This window comes from Caulobacter sp. BE254 (assembly GCF_031457295.1).
GTDB lineage: Bacteria > Pseudomonadota > Alphaproteobacteria > Caulobacterales > Caulobacteraceae > Caulobacter.
This window is the reverse complement of sequence record NZ_JAVDWJ010000013.1, coordinates 50,340-72,395: the sequence shown is the minus strand read 5'-3', so window position 1 is coordinate 72,395 and position 22,056 is coordinate 50,340. Positions and strand designations below refer to the sequence as shown.

Sequence of the window (22,056 nt, the reverse complement as noted above, 5' to 3'; positions counted from 1 at the left end):
CGCGGAAATCGTCGTTTCGCGCCGGCCTTTTGAGGGGAATAATATTCATGATTTTCCGGGTGATACCGCTAACTTTTCCTCTTTTCTCGCGGTTATTGCCATGTCTATGCTTATGACACCGGTGACAAAGAGGCCGGAAAGAGAAAGGCGGTCCGAACCGCCCGGGACCGACTGGGGAGGAAAAGTCCATGACCACGTCCACGCATCCGCACACCCGCGCCCTGCTTCGCCATTCGTCCCGCCGAGCGCTGACGGCGGCGCTGACGGCCGGCTTCTCGATCGGATTGGCGGCCGCGGCCGCCCAGGCCCAGACGACCCAGGCGGCGGCCAATTCGGACGCCAGCGTCGTCGAGGAGGTGGTCGTCACCGGCTATCGCGCCTCGCTGCGCAGCGCCATGGAGACCAAGAAGACCTCGGACGTCATGCTCGACGCCATCAACGCCGAGGACATCGCCGACTTCCCGGATTCGAACCTCGCCGAATCCCTGCAGCGCCTGCCGGGCATCTCGATCGACCGCGACAACGGCGAAGGCCGCACGATCAGCGTCCGCGGCCTGAGCGGCGACTTCAGCCGCGTGCGGATCAACAACATGGAGGCGCTGTCCACGGGCGCCAACAACGACGCCGGCGCCAGCCCCAACCGCTCGCGGGCCTTCGACTTCAACGCCTTCGCCTCGGAGCTGTTCAGCTCGGTGCGGGTGCGCAAGTCGTCGTCGGCCGAAGCCGACGAAGGCTCGCTGGGCGCCACGGTGGACCTGATCACCGGCAAGCCGTTCGACTACAAGAAGACCGCCTTCGCGGCCTCGGCCGAGGATTCCTATTACGAGAACGGCAAGACCCACAGCCCGCGCTTCACGGTGCTGGCTTCGGACCGCTGGTTCGACGGCAAGGTGGGCCTGCTGCTGTCGGGCGCCTACGCCAAGCGCAAGTCGGTCGACGACAACTACGGACGGGGCGCCGGCTCGTCCGACTATACCTATCGCGGCTCGACCTGGACCGGCGACGAACTGCCCGGTCGCGCTGGCTTCGCCGCGCCCACCGGCACGGTGTTCCGCGCCCTGATCCCCACCACCCTGACCGGGGCCGCGCTCGACACCTACAAGGCCAACCCGGCCAACTACTACAACCCAATGGCCAATCCGGCCGCCTATGCCGAGATGACGGGTTCAGACCCGGCCGCCTACGCCAAGCTCTATCCGAATTGCGCGGCGGCGGCGACCCAGCCCGTGGCGTCGCTGACCCCCACCACGGCGGGCTGCAACGACTCGCTGATCCGCTTCCCGGCCCTGCCGACGCTGAACCAGAAGGACGTCGACACCGAACGCCTGGGCCTGACCGGCGCCTTCCAGTTGCAGATCAGCGACCGCACCCGCCTGACGGTCGACGCGCTCTATTCGCGCTTTAAGAGCGTGACCACGAACTACGGCCTGTCGCCGGTCGGCCTGAACCGCAACAACACCAACGCCAGCTATGCCTATGGCGGCAACGTGCCCACGGCGACCGCCCGCAACGGCTCGACCCTGACGGAGGCCCAGCGCCGCGGGCTTTATCCCGGCAGCTGCACCTTCGCCGAGGAAACCGACCTGAACCCCGGCCAGGATTGCGGCCAGTCGCTCAACGGAACCGCGCCGGTCAGCGGCTACACGTTCAGCTATAATCCAAACAACCTGGACCCTTACGAGTACTATACCAATCCCGCCTCGCCCGGTTACGCCGGCCCGGGCTCGAGCCTGCCGTTCCGCGGCGACCTGATCGGCCGCCCGTCGGTCAAGCTGCTCGACGCCGAGGTGGTGGGCCAGAACGCCGAATATCTGAAGCTGGGCAATGTCGACTGGCGCTCGGCCGCCGACCGCGGCGCCTACACGACCGACTTCCGTCAGGTGTCGGCGGACCTGACCCACGAGTTCAGCGACCGCTTCAGCGGCCAGTTCAGCGCCGGCCTGTCGGAGTCCACCAACAAGAACACGGGCACCCTGGTCGAGTTCAACTACATGGACGCGCCCGAGCCGTTCATCTTCGACGAGCGCGGCGCGGCCGGCATGCCCAGGTTCGACGCCGGCTTCAACGCCGCGGATCCCAACAAGTGGGGGATCGTCAAGGGCTTCTCAGCCATGCGCAACTACGAGCGCGAGACGGTCAACACCTACAAGGGCCTGAAGGCCGACTTCACCTACGAGGTGGACGACCACTGGACGATCAAGTTCGGCGGCACGGGGCGCAGGTTCAAGTTCACCACCAACCAGTTCGAAAGGAATAGCGACCTCCTGAACCCGACCGAGCGCGAGGCCGGCGTCAGTATCGCGTCGCTGGGCCAGGTCATCGATTTCGGCCAGGGCCTGGAGGTTCCCGAGGGCACGACCACCAGCTTCTTCGCGCCCAGCCTGGAAGCCTTCGACAACGTCTTCGGCTTCACCTGCAACTGCATCAACAAGTACGGTGACTTCCGCATCACCCGGAAGCGCAACCGCTCGGCCTCGTTCGGCGTGACCGAGGAGAACCTGGCCTACTACGCCCAGTTCAACTTCAGCTACGACGTCCTGGACGGTCGCCGGCTATCGGGCAACGTCGGGATCCGCCAGGCCCACACGGCCGTCGACTCCCAGGGCGAAACCACCGCCGGCCGGGCGATCTATGGCAAGAACAGCTATGACGACACCCTGCCGGCCGGCAACGTGACGTTCGAGGCCTTCCATAACTTCTACGTCCGGGCCGCGGCGGCCAAGGTCATGGCCCGGCCGCTGCTGGGCAACCTGTCGCCGGCGGTGACCGGCATCAGCATCCCCAGCGACGGCTCGAGCACCGGGGCGACGCTGACCGTGGGCAATCCCAAGCTCTCGCCGTTCCGCGGCGAGGCCTACGACATCGCCGCAGAATGGTACTTCACGCCCGGCGGCCTGCTCAGCCTGGCCTATTTCCGCAAGGACATCGCCTCGTACCCGCAGACGATCTTCTACGAGGCGCCGCTGTCGGACTTCCTCGACCCGGCGGCGATCGAACAGCTGAAGGCGCAGTTCCCGGGCGCGACCGGCGGCGACGTGTTCCGCCGCGCCTATATCGACGCCAACAACCCGGTGCTCGCCCGCCAGGTCCGCGACGCGCCCGGCGGGATCCTGCAGGGCTGGGAGTTCAACTACCAGCAGGACCTGACCTTCCTGCCCTGGTACTTCAAGAACCTGGGCGTCCAGTTCAACATGACCAAGCTGGACACCGAGCTGACCTACATCCTCGATCCGGGCTCGGTGAACGCCGCCACCGGCGCGGTGACCAAGGCGCCGGTCCATGGCAAGGGGCCTTGGCTGGGCGCGTCGCCGAAGGGCGTGAACTTCACGCTCTACTACGAGACCGACAAGTTCAACGCCCGGGTCTCGGTGGCCCATCGCAGCCGGTACTACACCACCTATCCGATCACGGCCGGCAACTGCGATCCGGGCCTGCAGGCCAATGGCTCGGCCTGCGACAGTCCGCTGATCAACGAGTTCAGCGGCGCCAAGGCGACCACCAACGTCGATTTCTCGATGCGCTACCAGCCGCTCAAACAGGTCAGCATCACCTTCGAGGCGCTGAACATCACCAACGAGATGGCCGAACGCTTCAGCTACGCGGACCCGGTCGTCCAGTCCTACGGCGGCACGGGTCCGAACTACCGGATCGGCGTCCGTTACAAGTACTGACCCCTTTCGGTTGGCGATCGCCAGCCGACCCGCGGGTCGCCCGTTCGCGCGAAGAACAGGCGTCCGCGGTCGCCAAGCCGCCTCCCGCGGCCACTTCGGCGGATGGCCGGCCTTCCCCGGCCGTCCGCCTCCTTTGTTCAGTCGGCAGTCCGGAGACGACGGATGCGTTTCAAGGCCCTTCTCCTCGCGACCTGGCTGGCGGCCGGGTCGCTGACCGCCGCCGGCGGCGCGCGGGCGCAAACACCGGTTCCCGACCCGCCGCCGCATTTCAACGCCATCAAGATCGTGCTGGTCGGCGACTCGACCACGGCCGTGCAGGGCGGCTGGGGGCCCAGCTTCTGCGCCAAGCACGTGACCTCGTTCGCCGCCTGCATCAACCTGGCGCGCGGCGGCCGCAGCAGCGGCAACTACCGGACGGAAGGGTCGTGGGCCCTGGCGCTGAACGAGATCAAGTCGGGCGGGTTCAACGACACCTATGTCCTGGTCCAGTTCGGCCACAACGATCAGCCGGGCAAGCCGGGCCGGTCCACGGACCTGGCCACCGAGTTCCCGGCCAACCTGAAGGCCTATGTCGCCGAGATCCGCGCCGCCGGGGCCAAGCCGGTGCTGGTGACCCCGCTGACCCGGCGGCAGTTCAAGGACGGCAAGCTGGTCGACGACCTGGGTCCGTGGGCCGAGGCGACGCGCAAGGTCGCGGCCGAGACGGCGACCCCGCTGGTCGACCTGCACGCCGACAGCTCCGCGGCGGTCCAGGCCATGGGGGCGGCGGAGGCCACGCGCTTCGCCCAGAGCCCGCCGCCCGCCCATGTGCTGGAAGCGGCCAGGACGGGCACGACGATCGCGGCCAGCACGCCCGCGCCCGGCGTGGCCGGCGCACCGACCGGGACCGCTCCGCCGACCGCCCAGAACAACGCCGCCGTCGAGCCCATGGGCCAGGCCAAGCTGTCGTTCGACTACACCCACCTGGGCGAGGCAGGCGCCGACTATTTCGCGGCCCTGGTCGCCGCCGACCTGGCCAAGGTCGTGCCGGCCGTGCGCCGGTTCCTGATCCCCTAGTTTCGCGTGACGAAGGACCCCGCCATGCGGCTGACCCGTAGAACCACCCTGGCCCTGGCGGCCGGCGCCGCGACCGGTGGCCTGGCGTCCAAGACGAAGGCCGCCCCGGCCTCGCCCCTGCGCCTCTGGTATCGCCAGCCGGCCAAGGAATGGGTCGAGGCTCTGCCGGTCGGTTCGGGGCGGATGGGGGCGATGGTGTTCGGCGGCGTGGCGGCCGAGCGGCTGCAGCTGAACGAGGACACCCTTTGGGCGGGCGGGCCCTACGACCCGGCCAATCCCGAGGCGCTGAAGGCCCTGCCGGAGATCCGGGCGCTGATCGACGCGGGCGACTACGCCAAGGCCACCGAGGTGGCCGACGCCCGCTTCATGGCCACGCCCAAGCGGCAGATGTCGTACCAGACGATCGGCGACCTGAAGCTGACCTTTCCGGGTCTGGACGGCCAGTCGACCGATTACGTCCGCGACCTCGACCTGGACGGCGCCATCGCCACCACGCGCTTCAAGGTCGGTGGAGCCCGCTACACGCGGCAGGTCATCGGCAGCTATCCGGACCGGGTGATCGCCGTACGGCTGAGCGCTGACAAGGGCAGGGCGATCTCGGTCGACCTGAGCTTCGAGAGCCCGCTGAAGTCCAGGCCGGTGTCCAGCGTCGAAGGCGGCGACACCCTGGTGCTGGCCGGATCCAACGACACCCAGCAGGGAATCGCCGCCCAGCTGCAGTTCGAGTGCCGCGTCCAGGTGCTCAACAAGGGCGGGACCCTGAGCGCCAGGGACGGGGGGCTGTCGGTCGCCGGCGCCGACGAGGTGCTGCTGCTGATCGCCGCCGCCACCAGCTATCGCCGCTTCGACGACGTCGGCGGCGATCCGGTCGCCATCAATCGCGCGGTGCTGGCCAAGGCCGCATCCAAGCCCTGGTCGGCGCTGCTGGCGACCCACCAAGCCGACCACCGGGCCCTGTTCCGGCGCGTCGACGTCGATTTCGGGACCACCACGGCGGCGCTGAAGCCGACCGACGAGCGGATCAGGGCCTCGCAGACCACCGACGACCCGGCCCTGGCGGCGCTGTACTACCAGTACGGCCGCTACCTGCTGATCGCCTGCTCGCGTCCCGGCGGCCAGGCCGCCAACCTGCAGGGGATCTGGAACGACAAGACCTCGCCGCCCTGGGGCGGCAAATACACGATCAACATCAACACCGAGATGAACTACTGGCCGGCCGAGCCGACGGGCCTGGCCGAGTGCGTGGAGCCGCTGATCGCGATGGTCCGCGACCTGTCGGTGACCGGCGCCCGGACGGCCAGGGTGATGTATGGCGCTCGCGGCTGGGTGACCCACCACAACGCCGACCTGTGACGGGCCAGCGGCCCGATCGACGGCGCCAAGTTCGGGGTCTGGCCGACGGGCGGGGCCTGGCTCTGCAAGCACCTGTGGGACCACTACGACTACGGCCGCGACCGTGCCTACTTGGCCAAGGTCTATCCGCTGATGCGCGGCGCGGCCCTGTTCTTCCTCGACGCCCTGGTGGTAGATCCCAGGTCGGGCAAGCTGGTGACCAATCCGTCGATCTCGCCGGAGAACAGCCATGGCCACGGCTCGTCCCTGGTCGCCGGCCCGACCATGGACCAGGCGATCATCCGCGACCTGTTCACCGCCTGCATCAAGGCCGCCGCGATCCTGAAGACCGACACCGACTTCGTCGTCGAGCTGACGGCCGCGCGGGAGAAGCTGGCGCCTTACAAGATCGGCAAGGACGGCCAGCTGCAGGAGTGGCAGGAGGACTGGGACGCCGACGCGACCGACATCCATCACCGCCACGTCTCGCATCTGTACGGTGTCTTCCCCAGCGACCAGATCGCCGTCGACACCACGCCGAAGCTGGCCGACGCGGCCAAGGTGTCGCTGAACACCCGGGGCGACATCTCGACGGGCTGGGCCATCGCCTGGCGGCTGAACCTGTGGTCGCGCCTGGGCGACGGCGACAGAGCCCACAGGATCCTGTCGCTGCTGCTGGGGCCTGAGCGGACCTACCCCAACATGTTCGATGCCCACCCGCCGTTCCAGATCGACGGCAATTTCGGCGGAACCTCGGGCATGACCGAGATGATCCTGCAAAGCCGCAACGACCAGATCTACCTGCTGCCGGCCCTGCCGTCGGCCTGGCCGAGCGGCCATGTCACGGGCCTGCGAGCCCGCGGCGCGGTCGGCGTCGACGTGAGCTGGACGCGGGGCAAGCTGGAGTCGGCGGTGCTGACCGCCGCCGCCGATGGCCGCCACCATGTCCGCTACGGCGCCTCGGCGATCGATCTCGACGTCAAGAAGGGCCAGCGCGTTCGCCTGACGGCACGCGACGGCGTTCTGCGGAGAGCCTGAGCGTGAGCCGACTGATCGCCATCGTCTGCGGGCTCGCCGCCCTGATGGTCGGCCTGGACGCGCGGGCCACGACCCTGCGGGTGGGCGAGGGCGGCGCCTATGCCAGCGTCCAGGCCGCCGTGAACGCCCTGCCGGCCGACGGCGGGACCCTGGAGCTGGCGCCCGGCGAGTATCGCGAGAAGCTCGAGATCGCCAAGCCCAACGTCCGGCTGGTCGGCAAGGGCAAGCGGCCGCAGGACGTGGTGCTGGTCTGGAGCGACGGGGCGATCACCGCCGGCGGCACGTTCAAGTCTGCCTCGGTCAACGTGTCGGGCGACGGCTTCCGGGCGCGCAACCTGACCATCCAGAACGACTATCACCTGAAGGACGCCCGCCCGTCCCAGGCCGTGGCCCTGGCGATCACCTCCGACCGGGCGGTGCTGGAAAAGGTGCGCCTGCTGGGCGCCCAGGACACCCTCTACGCCGCCAGCAAGAAGGCCGCCCCCAGTCGGCAGTATTTCCGCGACTGCTACATAGAGGGCCATGTCGACTTCATCTTCGGCGACGCCAAGGCCTTCTTCGACCGCTGCCACATCCACGGGATCGCCCACGAGACGGTGATGATCACGGCCCAGAGCAAGTCCAGGCCCGACCAGGACAGCGCCTATGTCTTCGATCGCTGTCGGATCACCGCCGACTTGAAGGTGGGCGAGCTGTGGTTCGGCCGCGCCTGGCGGCCCTACGCCACAGTCATCTTCCTGCGCACCCGCATCGACGCGGCCCTGCATCCGGAAGGTTGGCGCGAATGGACGCCCGGCAAGACCGACACCCTGGGCACGGCCACCTATGCCGAGTTCGCCTCGACGGGGCAGGGGGCCAGCCCCACGACCCGCGAGCCTCGCAGCCGCCAGCTGACCGCCGACCAGGCCAAGGCCTGGCGCCGCGACGCCTTCCTGACCGGCGCCGACGGGTGGCGGCCATGAGCGATCCGTTTCCCGGCCTGATCGAAGGTCAAGCCCGATGAGCCGGACGATGCCCCTGGACCGACGAAGCTTCCTGGCCGCCGGCGGCCTGGGCGTGGCCGCCAGCCTCGCGCCGGCCCTGGCCACCGCCGCCGAGGCCGATCCGTTGGCCGTTCCCGACGACGGCTGGAACCTGTGGATCGACCAGGCCGCGCCCTGGAAGGACGACGCCATCCACCTGCCGGGCCAGTTCGACCTGGCGACGCTGCCGGTCAATCCGCCGACCGGCGGCTGGAACGCCCTGGACTCGTCCGACGCCGTGACGGTGACCTTGCCGACCACGGTCGAGCAGCACTTCTGGGGAAAGTTCGGGACGCGGCCGTACGGCGCCGACGAGTACCGCTACGCCGAGGACGACGACGTGCCGCGCTACGGCGCCTACAAGGGCGTGTCGTGGTGGTCCAGGACCATCGACATCCCCGCGTCCGCCAACGGCAAGCGGGTGATGCTGAACATCCGCGGCGCGCGCCTGCGGGCCGAGGTGTTCCTGAACGAGCAGTTGGTCGGCTATTCGATCCTGTCGGAGCTGCCGATCGTCTGCGACCTGACCGCCGCCATGCGGCCGGGCCAGGCCAACCGCCTGGCGATCCGCATCACCAATCCCGGCGGCCGGTTCGACTGGCGCGACAGCACCACCATGATGTGGGGCAAGGCCAAGCTGTTCGCCTCGCACGGTTTCGGCGGGCTGGACCGTGGGCTGACCCTGAGCGTCCATCCACTGGCGGCCCGCATCGAGGACGCCTGGGTGCTGAACACCCCCGAGCCGCGCCGGGTGACCGCCTTCATGGAGATCGCGCTGGAGCGGGGGGTGACCGACGCCGGGCTCGACCGTCTCAAGGCGAAAGCCTCGGCGAGCCTGGTCGACGACACGGGCCGGCCGGTCGCCGCCAACATCCGGCTGGAAGGACTGGAGCGGTTGGACGGCCATCGCCTGCGCGCCCGGTTCGCCGTCCACGCGCCCGACGTCGGGCTCTGGGACCTGGACACGCCCCACCTGCATCGCCTGCGGTTCTGCTGGACCGAGGGCAGGGGCGCGGTGGATACGCGCGAAGTCCGCTTCGGCTTCCGCTGGTTCGCCCCCGAGGGGCTGGGGACCGACGCGATGCTGCGCCTGAACGGCCGGCGGATACGGCTCTATTCGGCGATCTCCTGGGGCTATTGGGGCTTCAACGGCCTGTGGCCGACGCCGGAACTGGCCCGGCGCGAGGTGACGGCGGCCAGGACGCTCGGTCTGAACGCGCTCCACTTCCACCGCAATGTCGGCAAGCCCGAGGTGTTCGCGGCCATGGACGAGATGGGCCTGCTGCGGGTGATGGAGCCCGGCGGCGGCCGCCACGCGATCGGCAAGGACCTCAAGCCCGGCGAGACCCTGTCGCCCGCCGACACCTTCAGCCGCGACTTCATGGTCGAGAAGTGCAAGGCCATGGCCCGGGCCTTCCGCTCGCACCCCTCGCTGGTTCAGTACACCCTGCAGAACGAGATCGGCGCCAACCTGGCCAATCCCGACGTCCAGGCGGTGCTGAAGGCGATCCACGACCTCGACCCCAGCCGCACGGTGATCCTCAACGACGGCTTCGTGGTGCGCGGCGCGGCCCAGGCCATGTACCTGCCCTATGACGATCGCTACTGGCGCTCGGACAAGGACGCGTGGGGCGGCTGGTGGGTCAACCACCAGGGGGCCGGCGACCAGTGGTACGACAGGTTCTACAAGGGCAAGGACGACTACATCCATCGCCAGACCGGCAAGCCGTTCATCGTCGAGTTCGGTGAGATGCAGGGCTGCGCGGTCGCCGACAATCATCCGGCCATGCTGGTCGAGATCCTGGCCAAGGGCGGCAAGAGCTACGACCTGGAGGATCACAGGGCGGTGGTCGCGGCGACCAACGGCTATCTGGAGCGCTGGGGTTTCCAGAAGGCCTTTCCGACCAGCGAGGACCTGTTCTTGTCGATCGGCCGCAAGGCCTACGAGGCTTGGCGTGAGTATCTGGAGAACATCCGGATCGGCGACAGCGTCGACGTCGCCGCCATCTCCGGCTGGGAGAGCACGGCGATCGAGAACCATTCGGGGATCGTCGACAACCTGCGCGGCTTCAAGGCCGATCCGGCCCTGCTGAGCCAGAGCCTGCGGCCGGTGCTGGCCATCGCCAAGCCCCGGGCGCTCGCCTATGCAGCGGGCGACAGCGCCGAGCTGGACCTCTATCTGCTGAACGACACCGGCAAGGCGGTGACGGGCGAGCTGGTGCTCAGCCGGGGCGGGCCGGATGGCGGCGTCGAGCCCCTCGGCCGTTGGCCAGTTCCGGCCCAGTCGCCCGACCGCTTCAGCTATCTGGTGGCCGAGACCGTCCGCACCCCGCCGCTGCGCCGCGAGGGCTTGAACCGGATCCGTGTCGCCCTCGGCGACATCGTCTCGGATCGCGAGATCTGGGTGACGGGACCGGCGCCGACGCCAGCCGGGACGGCGCGTCTCGGCCTCTCGGGGATCGCTCGCAGCCTGCGCGACCAACTGGCGGCCGTTCCGGGCGTGGTCATCGAGGATTTCAAGCCGGGCGGTCGCTACGACGGGATCGTCGCCTCGGGCCTGAAGAGCGACGAGATCGTCCGGCGGCAGGTCGGCGAGCAGACCGGCCTGGAGGCCCAGCCCAGGAAGGGCGACAAGTCCGTCGTCGTGCTGGGCGAGCTGCCGCCCGAGGTCCTGGCGGCGGTCAAGGCGGGGGTCCCGCTGCTGGCCATGGTGCAGGAGGACGGCCTGGCCGAGGGCGTGGCCCGGCAGCTGTCGGGCCTGGGCCTGTTCACCTACGCCGGCCAGGTCGGCGGCCTGCGCGCGCCCTGGATGGGCAACTGGAACTATGTCCGCGCCCATTCCACCTTCGCCGGCCTGCCGGTCGACCGTGGCCTGAGCGTGCTGCATCAGGTCGAGGGGCAGCCGTCCAATGGGCTGGTCGTCGATGGTGGGGGACTTGAGGTTATCGCCGCCTACAGCCGCGACCACGACCGCAAGAACGGCGCGGCCAGCTTCGTCGCGCGCCGGGGCGGCATGCGGGTGTTGGTCCACCGGCTGCCGGACATGGCCGGTCCGCTGCAGCGACGCTGGCTGGCCAACGCCGTCGACTGGCTGGCGCGGGGATCTTGAGGGAGGCTGGAATGACCGACGACGCAAGCAAGATCGGGCGGCGGGCGATCCTGCTAGGCGGCGCCCTGGCGCTTCCGGTGTTCGGCGCCGTGGCCGCGCCCAAGCCCCGGGTGTTCGAACGCCTGGGCTGGGCGGGCGGAACGCCGGGCGGCGACGGCGGCAGGGTCATCCGCGTGACCACCCTGGCCGGCGACGGGCCAGGGTCCTTCCGTGCGGCGGTGACGGCCAAGGGGCCGCGCACAGTGGTCTTCGACGTTGCCGGGGTCATCGACCTGGGCCGGCATAGTCTCAAGGTCACCGAGCCCTTCCTGACCATCGCCGGCGAAACCGCGCCCTCGCCGGGCGTCACCCTGATCAAGGGCGGCCTGGCTATCGAGGCTCATGACGTCATCGTCCGCCACCTGCGGGTGCGAGCCGGTCGTGACGGCGCGGCCTCGCGCAGCGGCTGGGAGGTCGACGGCATCACCTGCTGGAAGGCCCACGACGTAATCGTCGACCACTGCTCGATCAGCTGGGCCACCGACGAGAACCTGTCGGCCTCGGGCCCGCGCTTCACCGGTGGCGAGGATCCCGAGGGCTGGCAGGAAGGGACCTCGCACCGGATCACCTTCAGCAACAACATCGTCGCCGAAGGCCTGTCGAACGCAAGCCACGTGAAGGGCGAGCACTCCAAGGGCAGCCTGATCCACGACAACGCCACCCAGGTGCTGATCGTCGGCAACCTCTACGCCCACAACCGCGAGCGCAACCAGCTGTTCAAGGGCGCGGTCGAGGCCGTGTCGGTCAACAACCTGGTCTACGATCCGGGCACACGGGCCATGCACTATGCGCTGAACGCCTCGGAGTGGGCAGGCCATGACTGGCGGACCGGCCGGCTGGCCCTGGTCGGCAACGTCGTCAAGGGCGGGGCCTCGACCGATCCGGCTCTGCCGTTCCTGATCGTCGAGGGGCAGGGCGACCTCGACCTCTATGCGCGCGACAATCTGGCGACCTATGCCGATGGCCGCGAGATGCCGCCGGCCCGGGTGTTGCCCACCGAACCCCTGCCGAAGATCCGGCTGCTCGATAAGCCGCCGATCTGGCCCGAAGGCCTGAAGGCGATCGACGCCCGGCGCGTCGAGGCCAGGGTGCTGGCCAACGCCGGCGCCCGGCCGTGGGACCGCGACGCCGTCGATCGCCGCATCGTCCAGGAGGTGCGCCGCGGGACCGGCCGGGTGATCGACGACGAGAACGAGGTCGGCGGCTATCCGCGGTAGGGTTCGACCCTCCTTGAGTCCCGCCCCGAAGCCAGGATCGCCAGCAGGCTGTCGATCGAATAGGGCTTGCGCACGAGGGGGAAGCCTTGGGCGCCCTGTTCGGCGATCACGTGACTGTAGCCGCTGGTCAGCACGATCTGCAGGTCGGGACGCTGCTGCTGGATCAGTTGGGCCAGCTCAAGCCCGTTGATCCCGGGCATGACCACGTCGGTGAACACCAGGTCGAAGCCTTCGGGATCGTTGTTCAGCGCCTTGAGCGCGGCCTGCCCGTCGCCGACCCAGGTGACCGCCTGGCCCAGCTCCTTGAGCAGACCAGCCGCGAACTTGCCGACGCCCTCGTTGTCCTCGACCAGCAGCACCCGGCGACGCGGGGCGTTCGACATGTCCGCCGGCTGGGCGGCGGAGGCTGCGACGGTCGTGACCTGTCCGGCGGCGCTGGGCAAGTACAGCGTGAAGGTCGTGCCGACATCCAACTGGCTGGCGGCGTCGATTTCGCCCCGCGACTGCTTGGCGAAGCCGTAGACCTGGCTGAGGCCCAGGCCGGTGCCCTTGTCGACCGGCTTGGTGGTGAAGAACGGCTCGAAGATCTTCTGGAGCGTCTCGGGCGACATGCCGCTGCCGTCGTCGGAGATGTCGACGGCGACGAAGGCCCCGCTGGCGGCGGCGTGGCCTCGAACGGCGGGAACGCCGTCGACGATCCTCGCGCCGATCCGGATCGTCCCGCCACGCGGCATCGCATCCCGGGCGTTGATGACCATGTTGAGGACCGCGGTGTCGAACTGGGTGGGGTCGGCCTCGACCAGGTGTTCGGTCTCGGGCAGGTCGTTCTGGATGGTCACCGACGAGCCGATCATGCTGCCGATGATCCGGTGCAGGCCCCTCAGGCGCACGCAGACGTCGAAGATTTCCGGCTGCAGGGGCTGGCGACGGGCGAAGGCCAGAAGCTGCCCGGTCAAGGTCGCGGCCCGCTCGGCGGTCTCGGCGATCGCCTCGACATAGCGAGCCCGCTTTTCCTCGGATATGTTCGGTCGCCGCAGGAAGTCGGCCGAGGCGCGGATCACCGTCAGCAGGTTGTTGAAGTCGTGGGCGACGCCGCCGGTCAGCCGGCCGATCGCCTCCATCTTCTGGGCCTGGACCAGCGCCTCGCGCGAGCGCTCCAGCTCCTCCTCGGCCCGGCGCTTCTCGGTGATGTCGCGGGTCACCTTGGCGAAGCCCAGCAACTGGCCGGCGTCGTCGCAGATCGGATCGATCAGGACGCTGGCCCAGAACCGCTCGCCGTTCTTGCGGACCCGCTGGGCCTCGCCGGAGAACTTGCCCTCGCGGAGCGCCGTGGCCAGGGCCCTGGCCGGTGCGCCGGCCTCACGATCCTCCGGCGTATAGAACAGCGAAAAGTGTTGGCCGATGATCTCATCGGCGGCGTAGCCTTTGATGGCTTCGGCGCCGGCGTTCCAGTTGGTGATGTTGCCCTCTGGGTCGAGCATGTAGATGGCGTAGTCCTTGACGCCCTGCACCAGGAGCCGAAAGCGCTGCTCGCTTTCATACAGCGCCCGGTCGGCCGCGCGCTGCTCGGAGACATCGCGGGTGATCTTGGCGTAGCCGATCACCTCGCCCGCCTCGATCACCGGGTCGATCACCACGTGGGTCCAGAAGCGCGTGCCGTCCTTGCGCAGGCGCCATCCCTCGGATTCGAACCGGCCGGTCTCGGCGGCGGTCCGCAGGGCGCGCTCGGGCAGGCCGGCCGCGCGGTCCTCCTCGGTGTAGAAGGTCGAGAAATGCCGGCCGATGATCTCTTCGGCGGTGTAGCCCTTGAACAGCTGCGCGCCCGTGTTCCAGGTCGCGACGCGGCCGTCGACGTCGAGAAGATAGATCGCGTAGTCCTTGACCGCGTCGACCAGCAACTGGAAGCGGTCGGCTTGCGCCAGGTCGGTCACGCGACGAGAAGGCATTAAGTCGGACATACCCGGAAGCGCTGGTGTTGCAAGTGGAACCCCACCGCTCCCGATGAGTTCCACGGCGACGATAACGCCGGCCGCCGCCCGCATCGGTCAAGGCTCGCTGGCGCTGGCCGACGGCGAGAGGCGTCCCCGGTTTAGCGCGCCGCCTGGACCAGGGCGCGGGCCGCCTGTTGCAGCAGGTCCTTCGCCTCGGCGGCCGACAGGATCGGCGAACTGACGAAGGCCCCATTGATCAGCACCGCCAGCTGTCCCGCCAGGATCTCGGCGCGCGCGACGCCCAGCCGCTCGGCGATGTCGAAGAGCCGACGCCTCAGCTCCAGCTTGTGGGCCGTTGCGACCTGGCGGGCCGGGTGGTCGGCCTGGGGAAACTCGGCGGCGACGTTCAGTTGCGGGCAGCCGCGATAGTTCGGCCGCCCGACCCGCTCGCCGATCCAGTCCATATGGGCCTGAAGCTCGCCCGCCGGATCGTCGCGATGCTTTCCGGCGACCTCGTCCCAGGTGCGCCAGAAGTCCTCGTCCTCGCGCTGCAGGAAGGCGGCGATCAGGTCGTCCTTGGTGCGGAAGTAGCGGTAGAGGCTGGTCTTGGCCACGCCGGCCGCCGCGACCACCAGGTCGACCCCGACCGCGCGCACGCCCTCGCGGTAGAATAGCCCCGAGGCGGTCTCGAGAATGCGTTCGCGCACGTCTGTCGCCTCGCCGGCCTTGCTGTTGGGCGTCGAACGCCCCGAGTCCTGCTGCATCACGAAACCTCCTGTGCGCTGTTCCTAGCAGATCGCGGCTTGACACGCTACAGACCTGTTTGTAGCTCTAGCAACAGACAGGTCTGTAGCGAGGAAAATGCAATGGCTGGTTTCGAGAGTTCCGTCCGTCGGGTGGCGGTGTTCGGCGCGTCGGGTCACACCGGACGGTTCGTGGTCGAGGACCTGCTGCGGCGGGGCCTGGCGCCGGTGGCGGTGGGGCGACGGATCGAGGCGCTGCGGGCGGCCTTTCCTGGCGGCGTGGAGATCCGGACGGCGACGGTCGAGGACGCCGCCGCCCTCGATCGCGCGTTCGCCGGCGTGGCGGCGGTGATCAACTGCGCGGGGCCGTTCCTGGACACCGCGGAGGCGGTCGCCGCGGCCGCGCTGAGGGCAGGCGCCCACTATGTCGACGTCTCGGCCGAGCAGCCCAGCGCCCAGGCGGTGTTCGACCGGTTCGACGAACCGGCCCGGGTCGCGGGCCTGGTCGCCCTGCCGGCGATGGGATTCTACGGCGGGCTGGCCGACCTCCTGGTCACGGCGGCCCTGGGCGATTGGGGCGAGGCCGACGACGTCCAGATCGGCATCGGCCTGGACCGCTGGTGGCCGACCGAGGGCACGCGCGTCACGGGGGCTCGCAACACCGCGCCGCGTCAGGTGATCGCCTCGGGACGCCTGACGCCGTTGGCCAATCCGGCCCCGCGCATGGACTGGGCCTTTCCCGCGCCGTTCGGCGCCCAGGCGATGGTCGAGGTCCCGTTTTCCGAGGTCGTGGTCATCGCCCGCCACCTGAAGACCGCCAAGCTAGACACCTTCCTCAGCGAGACGGCCCTGAAGGACGTCCGGGACGCCACGACCCCGCCGCCGGAAGCCGCAGACGACAGCGGACGGTCGGCCCAGAGGTTCGTCGTCGAGGCGATCGTGCGCCGCGCGGGCCAGACGCGACGGGCGATCGCGACGGGGCGCGACATCTACGGGTTCACCGCGCCGCTGGTCTGCGAAGCCGTCCAGCGCCTGCTGGCCAGCGACGGTCAGATCGCCGGCGCGCTGGCGCCCGGCCAGGTTTTCGACGCCGTGGATTTCCTGCGGGCGCTGCCGTTCGAAACCCTGACGGTCAACGCCTAGCCAACTCTCGCCTGCGACGATCCGCCTGCAACCAAGCCGCAACCTTGGCTTTATAGTAATAGCGACAGTGACGCTTGTCTGGAGGCTTTAGCGTCAGGCGTTTTAGGGAAGGTGAAGATCATGCAAGTCACGTCCGTTTCCGAACCGCACCATGTGGACAGGCACGTCGGCGCCTTGATCCGGGCCAAGCGCAAGGCCATGGGCATGTCGCAGACCGAACTGGCCGAGGCGCTGGGCATCACCTTCCAGCAGATCCAGAAATACGAGCGCGGCGCCAACCGCGTCAGCTCCTCCAAGCTCTACGAGATCGCCCAGAAACTGAACACCCCGCTGGCCGACTTCTTCGAGGGGCTGGACCATCCGGGGATCAGCGGAGACACCCCCGCGAGCGGGCTGATCGACTTCCTCGGGGAAAGCGGCTCGCAGGATCTGGTCGTCGCCTTCAAGGCGATGAATCCGAAGCTGCGCCGCCGTCTGGTCGCGCTGGCCAAGGCCATGGCCAACACCGACGACGAGGCCTAGCTGCTCGACGCCGCCCCGGTCCGCCGAGGCGGCGTCAGGTGTCCATCTCCAAGGGGCGGCCTGTCCCGCCCGCCGACAGCCTGCAATCACCCCTTCGCTGCCGGCTGCCCGCGCCCGATATCCGGCCGATGCCCGTTCGCGACAGTTTGCCGCTCCCCCTGAGGTTGTTCGGTTTACGCTAATTTAAGAGCCATGTCAGAAGTTATGGCAAGTAGTGGATCCAGATAACGCTGGTGTCTGCGCGCGGCGGGGGCCGACGTTATTGATCAATTCAGGTAAAAGTGCGATTTCGTTCGCCGGTGAAATGGCGATTTCGAATATCGGTGCAGCTCGCGACAATATCGGCGCGGCGCTGCGCGAGAATGACTCGGTCGTCGTCGATATTGCCGCGATCGACGAGACGGACCTGACGTTCATCCAACTCATCGAATCCGCGCGCCGCAAGGCCGCCGAGACTGGGCGTGACTTCAGGTTGCACCGGCCGGCGGACGGCGCGGTGCTGGAAGTGCTGCGTCGCGGCGGCTTCCTCGACGACGAAACCTCCGAGCGCGCCAAGTTCTGGCTTCAAGGGACCGCACAATGACCTCGATCCTCACCGTGGACGATTCCGCCAGCATCCGGCAGGCGATCAAGATCGCCCTCGCCGGCGAAGGCTACGCCGTCACCGAGGCGGTGAATGGGCAGGACGGCCTGGACAAGGGCAGCGCCGGCGGCTTCGACCTGATCGTCACCGATCTGAACATGCCGGTCATGGACGGCCTGGCGATGATCCGCGCGCTGCGCCAGCGCCCGGCCGGGGCCGGCGTGCCGATCCTGTTCCTGACCACCGAGTCCGACGCCGAGATCAAGGCTCAGGCCAAGGCCGCCGGCGCGACCGGCTGGCTGACCAAGCCTTTCGACCCCGAGCAACTGGTCCGCGTGGTCAAGAAAGTCCTGGCCAAGTGAGCGGCCTCGATCCCGTCGAGACGTTCCGCCAGGAAGCCCAGGAGCTGCTGGAGGACATCGAGCAGGGCCTGCTGGACCTGGCCCATCGTCCCGGGGATCGAGACCTGGTGGACGCGGTGTTCCGCGGCCTGCACACCCTGAAGGGCTCCGGCGCCATGTTCGGCTTCGACGCCCTGGCCGCCTTCACTCACCACTGCGAAACCGCCTTCGACCGCGTCCGCAAGGGCGAGGTCGCCGCCACGCCCGAGCTGGTCGGCGCGGTGCTGGCCGCCCAGGATCACATGCGCGCCCTGGCCGAGGGCCGGGAGGCCTCCGACGCCGCCGGCCAGGCCCTGCTGGCCGACCTGCGTCGCGTCGTCGAGGCCGCGGGCCAGTCGGTCGTTGAAACGCCTTCGGAGCCCGCCCTGAATCGCTGGCGGGTCCGCTTCAGCCTGCCAGCCGACGCCCTGGTCAACGGCACGCGGCCTCTGCCCCTGCTGGACGAGCTGCGCGAGCTGGGCGACTGCACGGTGGTCGCCGTCACCGACGCGGTGCCCGACTTCGACGTCCTGGTCCCCACCGAATGTCACCTGGCCTGGGACGTGACCCTGGTCACCAAGCACGGCCGCGACGCCATCGAGGACGTCTTCATCTTCGTGATCGACGACATGACCCTGGACATCCAGGACATGAACGCCGCCGCCGAAGCCGAGGTCGTCGCCGAAGTCGTCGAGACCGCCGCTCCCGTCGAGGCGGCCGAAGGCCGGGCCGCCAAGACCGGCGGCGACACCGTGCGTGTGCCGGCCGAGCGCCTGGACGAGATGATGGACCGGGTGGGCGAGCTGGTCATCGCCCAGTCGCGCCTCAAGCAACTGGCCGCCTCCAGCAGCGACATCGCCCTGCGCGCCGTCGCCGAGGAGATCGAACGCCTGGCCTCGGAGATGCGCGACACCATGATGGTCGTGCGCATGACGCCGATCGCCCAACTGTTCGGCCGCTTCCGCCGGCTGATCCACGACCTGGCCCGCGACACCGGCAAGACGATCGAGCTGTCGACCGAGGGCGAGGCGACCGAGCTCGACAAGACGGTCATCGAGCGCCTGGCCGACCCGCTGATCCACCTGATCCGCAACGCCGCCGACCACGGCCTGGAAACCCCCGAACAACGTCTGGCCGCCGGCAAGTCCGAGGCGGGGCAGGTGGTGCTGGCCGCCCGCCAGTCCGGCGCCGAGGTGGTGATCACCATCACCGACGACGGCCGCGGCGTCGACCGCGCCCGGGTTCGCGCCAAGGCCGAGGAGAACGGCCTGATCGTGCCGGGCCAGGTGCTGAGCGACAACGAGCTGCTGCAGATGATCTTCGCGCCCGGCTTCTCGACCGCGGCGGCGATCACCAACCTATCGGGGCGCGGCGTCGGCATGGACGTCGTCAAGCGCACGATCGAAGGGTTGCGCGGCTCCATCGAACTGACCAGCACGCCCGGTCAGGGCTCGGTCGTCTCGCTGCGCATCCCACTGACCCTGGCGATCATCGACGGCCTGCTGGTGCGGGTCGGGACCGGTCGCTATGTCATCCCGCTGGCGTCGGTCGAGGAATGCGTGGAGCTGTCGGTCGAGCAGGACGTCCGCTCGACGGGCCGCAGCCTGATCACCCTACGCGACCAACTGGTGCCGTTCATCCGCCTGCGCCAGATGTTCGCCACCGGCCTGGAGCCGGATCCCCACCAGAAGATCGTCGTGGTCTCGACGGGGCAGGGTGGCGGCCAGGAACGGGTCGGCCTGGTGGTCGACCAGATCCTGGGCGACCACCAGACCGTCATCAAGGCGCTGTCGGGCTTTCACGCCGAGGTCGGCGCCTTCTCGGGCGCGACCATCCTGGGCGACGGCGGCGTGGCCCTGATCCTCGACATCGCCCACCTCGTGGCCGCCGGCCAACGCCAGGACGCGCAGCTGCGCGCCGCCAGCTGATGAAAGGCCAGGACATGACCACCGAACCTTCGACCGGAGCGATCGAGGCCCTGACCTTCGACCTGCGCGGCGAAACCTTCGCCCTCGAGGCCGGCCTGGTGCGCGAGGTGCTGGATCTGCTGCCGGAGACGGGCGTGCCCGGCGCGCCGCCGTTCGTCAGCGCCGTGATCAACTTCCGTGGCCGGGTGATCCCGCTGGTCGACCTGCGCGTGGCCTTCGACATGGACGCCGCCGAGCCCACGATCGACAGCCGCATCGTGGTCATCGAGCACGAACTCGACGGCGAACCGACCTTGATCGGCCTGCGGGCCGACAAGGTGCACGAAGTCACCACGATCGATCGCGCCGTCACCGAGGAGGTTCCGCGCGTGGGCCTCCGCTGGCGGCCGGACTTCATCCGCCTGCTGGCGCGGCGGGATGGCGACGTGATCGTCATCCCCGACCTTGAGCAGATCTTCGCCGCGCGCGGTCGCTCGACCGCCACCGTCACGCCCTTCAACGCGCTCCAAGCCTGAGCCGGGAACCCACCATGCGCTTCACGATCAAACTCAAGCTCGGCATCGCCTTTGGCCTGCTCATCGTCCTGATGACGGCCTCGACCCTGTTCGGCATCAACGCGCTGAACAAGATCAACGCGGCCCAAACCGCGATGATCAAGGGTCCCGCGGCCCAGCTTCAGCGCGCCCAGTCCGCCAACATCGCCCTGCTGCAGGTCACGCGAGCGCAGAAGAACATGGCCCTGGCCGACGACAACGAGGAACTGCACGGCCAGAACGAGAAGGCCGACAAGCAGCGCAGGATCGTCCAGTCGCTGGTCGACGAAGGCGTGGCCAAGGCGACGACGCCGGAAGCCAAGACCAAGTGGGTCGCCCTCGAGCAGGATTGGGAAAGCTACGCCGCCATGGACCTGACGATGCGGGAGGCCATGATGAACGGCCATCGCGCCGAGGCCGTGACCATGATGCAGACCGTGCAGCGGCCCGTGACCAACGCCGTGTCGCAACGCGTCGAGGACCTGGTCGCCTACAATGTTCAGCGCCTGGCGATCGCCGACGAGGAAGGCGACCAGACCTACGCCACCGCGCGCAACTTCCTGATCGCGGTCGTCATCGGCTCGCTCCTGATCGCTGGCGCTGCAGCGACCTGGATCGCCCTCACCATCAGCAAGGGCCTGAGCAAGGTCGCCGACCTGGCCAACGCCGTCGCCCTGGGCGACCTCGACCAGCGGGTCAACATCACGACCAATGACGAGATCAAGGACCTGGTCGACACGGTCAACCGCATGACCGAGAACCTCCGCGCCACCGCCGCTGTCGCCGACAAGGTGGCCGATGGCGACCTGACCGTCGAGACCAAGCCGCTCTCCGACAAGGACACGCTGGGCATCGCCCTGCAGCGCATGGTCGAGCGTCTGCGCGGCGTGGTTTCCGACGCGATCTCGGCTTCGGACAACGTCTCGGCCGGCAGCCAGGAGCTGTCGGCGGCCTCCGAGCAGGTGTCGCAAGGCGCCACCGAGCAGGCCTCGTCGGCCGAGGAGGCCTCGGCCGCGATGGAGGAGATGGCGTCCAACATCAAGCAGAACGCCGACAACGCCGCCCAGACCGAGAAGATCGCCCGCCAGTCGGCCCACGACGCGGAGGTATCGGGCGAGGCGGTCAAGCGCGCCGTCGAGGCCATGCGCACGATCGCCGAGCGGATCGCCATCGTCCAGGAGATCGCCCGCCAGACCGACCTCTTGGCCCTGAACGCGGCGGTGGAGGCCGCCCGGGCCGGCGAGCATGGCCGCGGCTTCGCCGTGGTGGCTTCGGAAGTCCGCAAGCTGGCTGAGCGCAGCCAGACGGCGGCGACGGAGATCGGCGCGGTGTCATCCGACACGGTGAAAGCCGCCCAGTCGGCCGGCGAGATGCTGACCACCCTGGTGCCCAACATCCGCAAGACCGCCGAGCTGGTGTCCGAGATCAGCGCCGCCTGCCGTGAGCAGGACATCGGCGCCTCGCAGATCAACGAGGCCATCCAGCAACTGGACAAGGTGACCCAGCAGAACGCCTCGGCGTCCGAGCAGATGTCGGCCACCTCCGAGGAACTGGCCGCCCAGGCCGAGGAACTGCAGGCCTCGATCGCCTATTTCCGCCTGTCGAACGCCGCCCAGGCGTCGCGCAAGGCCGCGCCGGTCGTGCGCCTGCCGACCCGCTCCGCCAAGCCGGCGCCCCGCAAGGCCCCGGCCCGGGCCGTCGCGGTCCAGCAGGCCCGGGCCCAGGGCTTCGCCCTTGACCTGAGCCAGGGCGGTCCCGACTCCGACGACCGCGACTTCACCGAATACTGACGCCCCGCCGCCGCCTCTC

The 22,056-nt window shown here is 69.0% G+C and carries 15 protein-coding genes and 1 pseudogene; 14 read left to right on the top strand and 2 right to left on the bottom strand.

The window, feature by feature from the left end:
• The first annotated feature begins 188 nt into the window (after positions 1-188).
• The 7 genes and pseudogenes from J2X41_RS20090 (at position 189) to J2X41_RS20060 (ending at position 12,484) form a co-directional block, all read left to right on the top strand.
• Positions 189-3,671, top strand: coding sequence for a TonB-dependent receptor domain-containing protein (locus J2X41_RS20090; protein ID WP_310084912.1), 3,483 nt, complete (start codon positions 189-191; stop codon positions 3,669-3,671).
• 162 nt (positions 3,672-3,833) lie between these two features.
• Entirely contained in the window at positions 3,834-4,727 is an 894-nt protein-coding gene (locus J2X41_RS20085) for a rhamnogalacturonan acetylesterase (RefSeq protein ID WP_310084909.1), read from the top strand.
• Between the two features lie 24 nt (positions 4,728-4,751).
• Positions 4,752-6,821, top strand: a pseudogene (locus tag J2X41_RS25365) (glycosyl hydrolase family 95 catalytic domain-containing protein); the annotation flags it as partial.
• On the top strand, positions 6,819-7,097 hold the full coding sequence (locus J2X41_RS25360; RefSeq protein ID WP_404979962.1) for a glycoside hydrolase family 95-like protein: 279 nt from the start codon (positions 6,819-6,821) through the stop codon (positions 7,095-7,097). The pseudogene J2X41_RS25365 and the gene J2X41_RS25360, both read left to right, overlap by 3 nt.
• A gap of 2 nt (positions 7,098-7,099) precedes the next feature.
• The gene (locus J2X41_RS20070) at positions 7,100-8,059 is read left to right on the top strand and encodes a pectinesterase family protein (protein ID WP_310084901.1); all 960 of its coding nucleotides are present in this window, start codon (positions 7,100-7,102) and stop codon (positions 8,057-8,059) included.
• A gap of 49 nt (positions 8,060-8,108) precedes the next feature.
• Positions 8,109-11,228 carry a sugar-binding domain-containing protein gene (locus J2X41_RS20065; protein WP_310084899.1) on the top strand — a complete coding sequence of 1,040 codons (3,120 nt, stop codon included), beginning with the start codon at positions 8,109-8,111 and terminating at the stop codon, positions 11,226-11,228.
• Positions 11,229-11,239: 11 nt separating this feature from the next.
• A complete protein-coding gene (locus J2X41_RS20060) occupies positions 11,240-12,484 on the top strand; it encodes a pectate lyase (protein ID WP_310084896.1) in 1,245 nt (414 codons plus the stop codon).
• Here J2X41_RS20060 and J2X41_RS20055 read toward each other — a convergent pair.
• Both J2X41_RS20055 and J2X41_RS20050 read right to left on the bottom strand, forming a co-directional pair.
• On the bottom strand, positions 12,472-14,430 hold the full coding sequence (locus J2X41_RS20055; RefSeq protein ID WP_310084895.1) for a PAS domain S-box protein: 1,959 nt from the start codon (positions 14,428-14,430) through the stop codon (positions 12,472-12,474). The two genes, J2X41_RS20060 and J2X41_RS20055, sit on opposite strands and share 13 nt — an antisense overlap.
• A 143-nt stretch (positions 14,431-14,573) precedes the next feature.
• The gene (locus J2X41_RS20050) at positions 14,574-15,179 is read right to left on the bottom strand and encodes a TetR/AcrR family transcriptional regulator (protein WP_310084892.1); all 606 of its coding nucleotides are present in this window, start codon (positions 15,177-15,179) and stop codon (positions 14,574-14,576) included.
• A gap of 102 nt (positions 15,180-15,281) precedes the next feature.
• Here J2X41_RS20050 and J2X41_RS20045 point away from each other — a divergent pair, with 102 nt between their 5' ends.
• The 7 genes from J2X41_RS20045 to J2X41_RS20015 all read left to right on the top strand — a co-directional run bounded on the left by J2X41_RS20045 (position 15,282) and on the right by J2X41_RS20015 (position 22,037).
• Complete coding sequence (locus J2X41_RS20045) at positions 15,282-16,301, top strand: saccharopine dehydrogenase NADP-binding domain-containing protein (protein WP_310084889.1); 1,020 nt, start codon at positions 15,282-15,284, stop codon at positions 16,299-16,301.
• Positions 16,302-16,421: 120 nt separating this feature from the next.
• Entirely contained in the window at positions 16,422-16,823 is a 402-nt protein-coding gene (locus tag J2X41_RS20040) for a helix-turn-helix domain-containing protein (RefSeq protein ID WP_310084886.1), read from the top strand.
• A 262-nt stretch (positions 16,824-17,085) separates the two neighbouring features.
• The gene (locus J2X41_RS20035; protein WP_310084883.1) at positions 17,086-17,406 is read left to right on the top strand and encodes an STAS domain-containing protein; all 321 of its coding nucleotides are present in this window, start codon (positions 17,086-17,088) and stop codon (positions 17,404-17,406) included.
• A complete protein-coding gene (locus tag J2X41_RS20030; protein WP_310084881.1) occupies positions 17,403-17,768 on the top strand; it encodes a response regulator in 366 nt (121 codons plus the stop codon). The genes J2X41_RS20035 and J2X41_RS20030 overlap by 4 nt, the downstream gene beginning before the upstream one ends.
• A complete protein-coding gene (locus tag J2X41_RS20025; RefSeq protein ID WP_310084878.1) occupies positions 17,765-19,714 on the top strand; it encodes a chemotaxis protein CheA in 1,950 nt (649 codons plus the stop codon). Before J2X41_RS20030 ends, J2X41_RS20025 begins: the two co-directional genes overlap by 4 nt.
• Before the next feature lie 14 nt (positions 19,715-19,728).
• Positions 19,729-20,229, top strand: a complete 501-nt coding sequence (locus J2X41_RS20020) for a chemotaxis protein CheW (protein WP_310084875.1) — start codon at positions 19,729-19,731, stop codon at positions 20,227-20,229.
• A 14-nt stretch (positions 20,230-20,243) separates the two neighbouring features.
• Positions 20,244-22,037, top strand: coding sequence for a methyl-accepting chemotaxis protein (locus J2X41_RS20015; protein WP_310084873.1), 1,794 nt, complete (start codon positions 20,244-20,246; stop codon positions 22,035-22,037).
• The last annotated feature ends 19 nt before the right edge of the window (positions 22,038-22,056 follow it).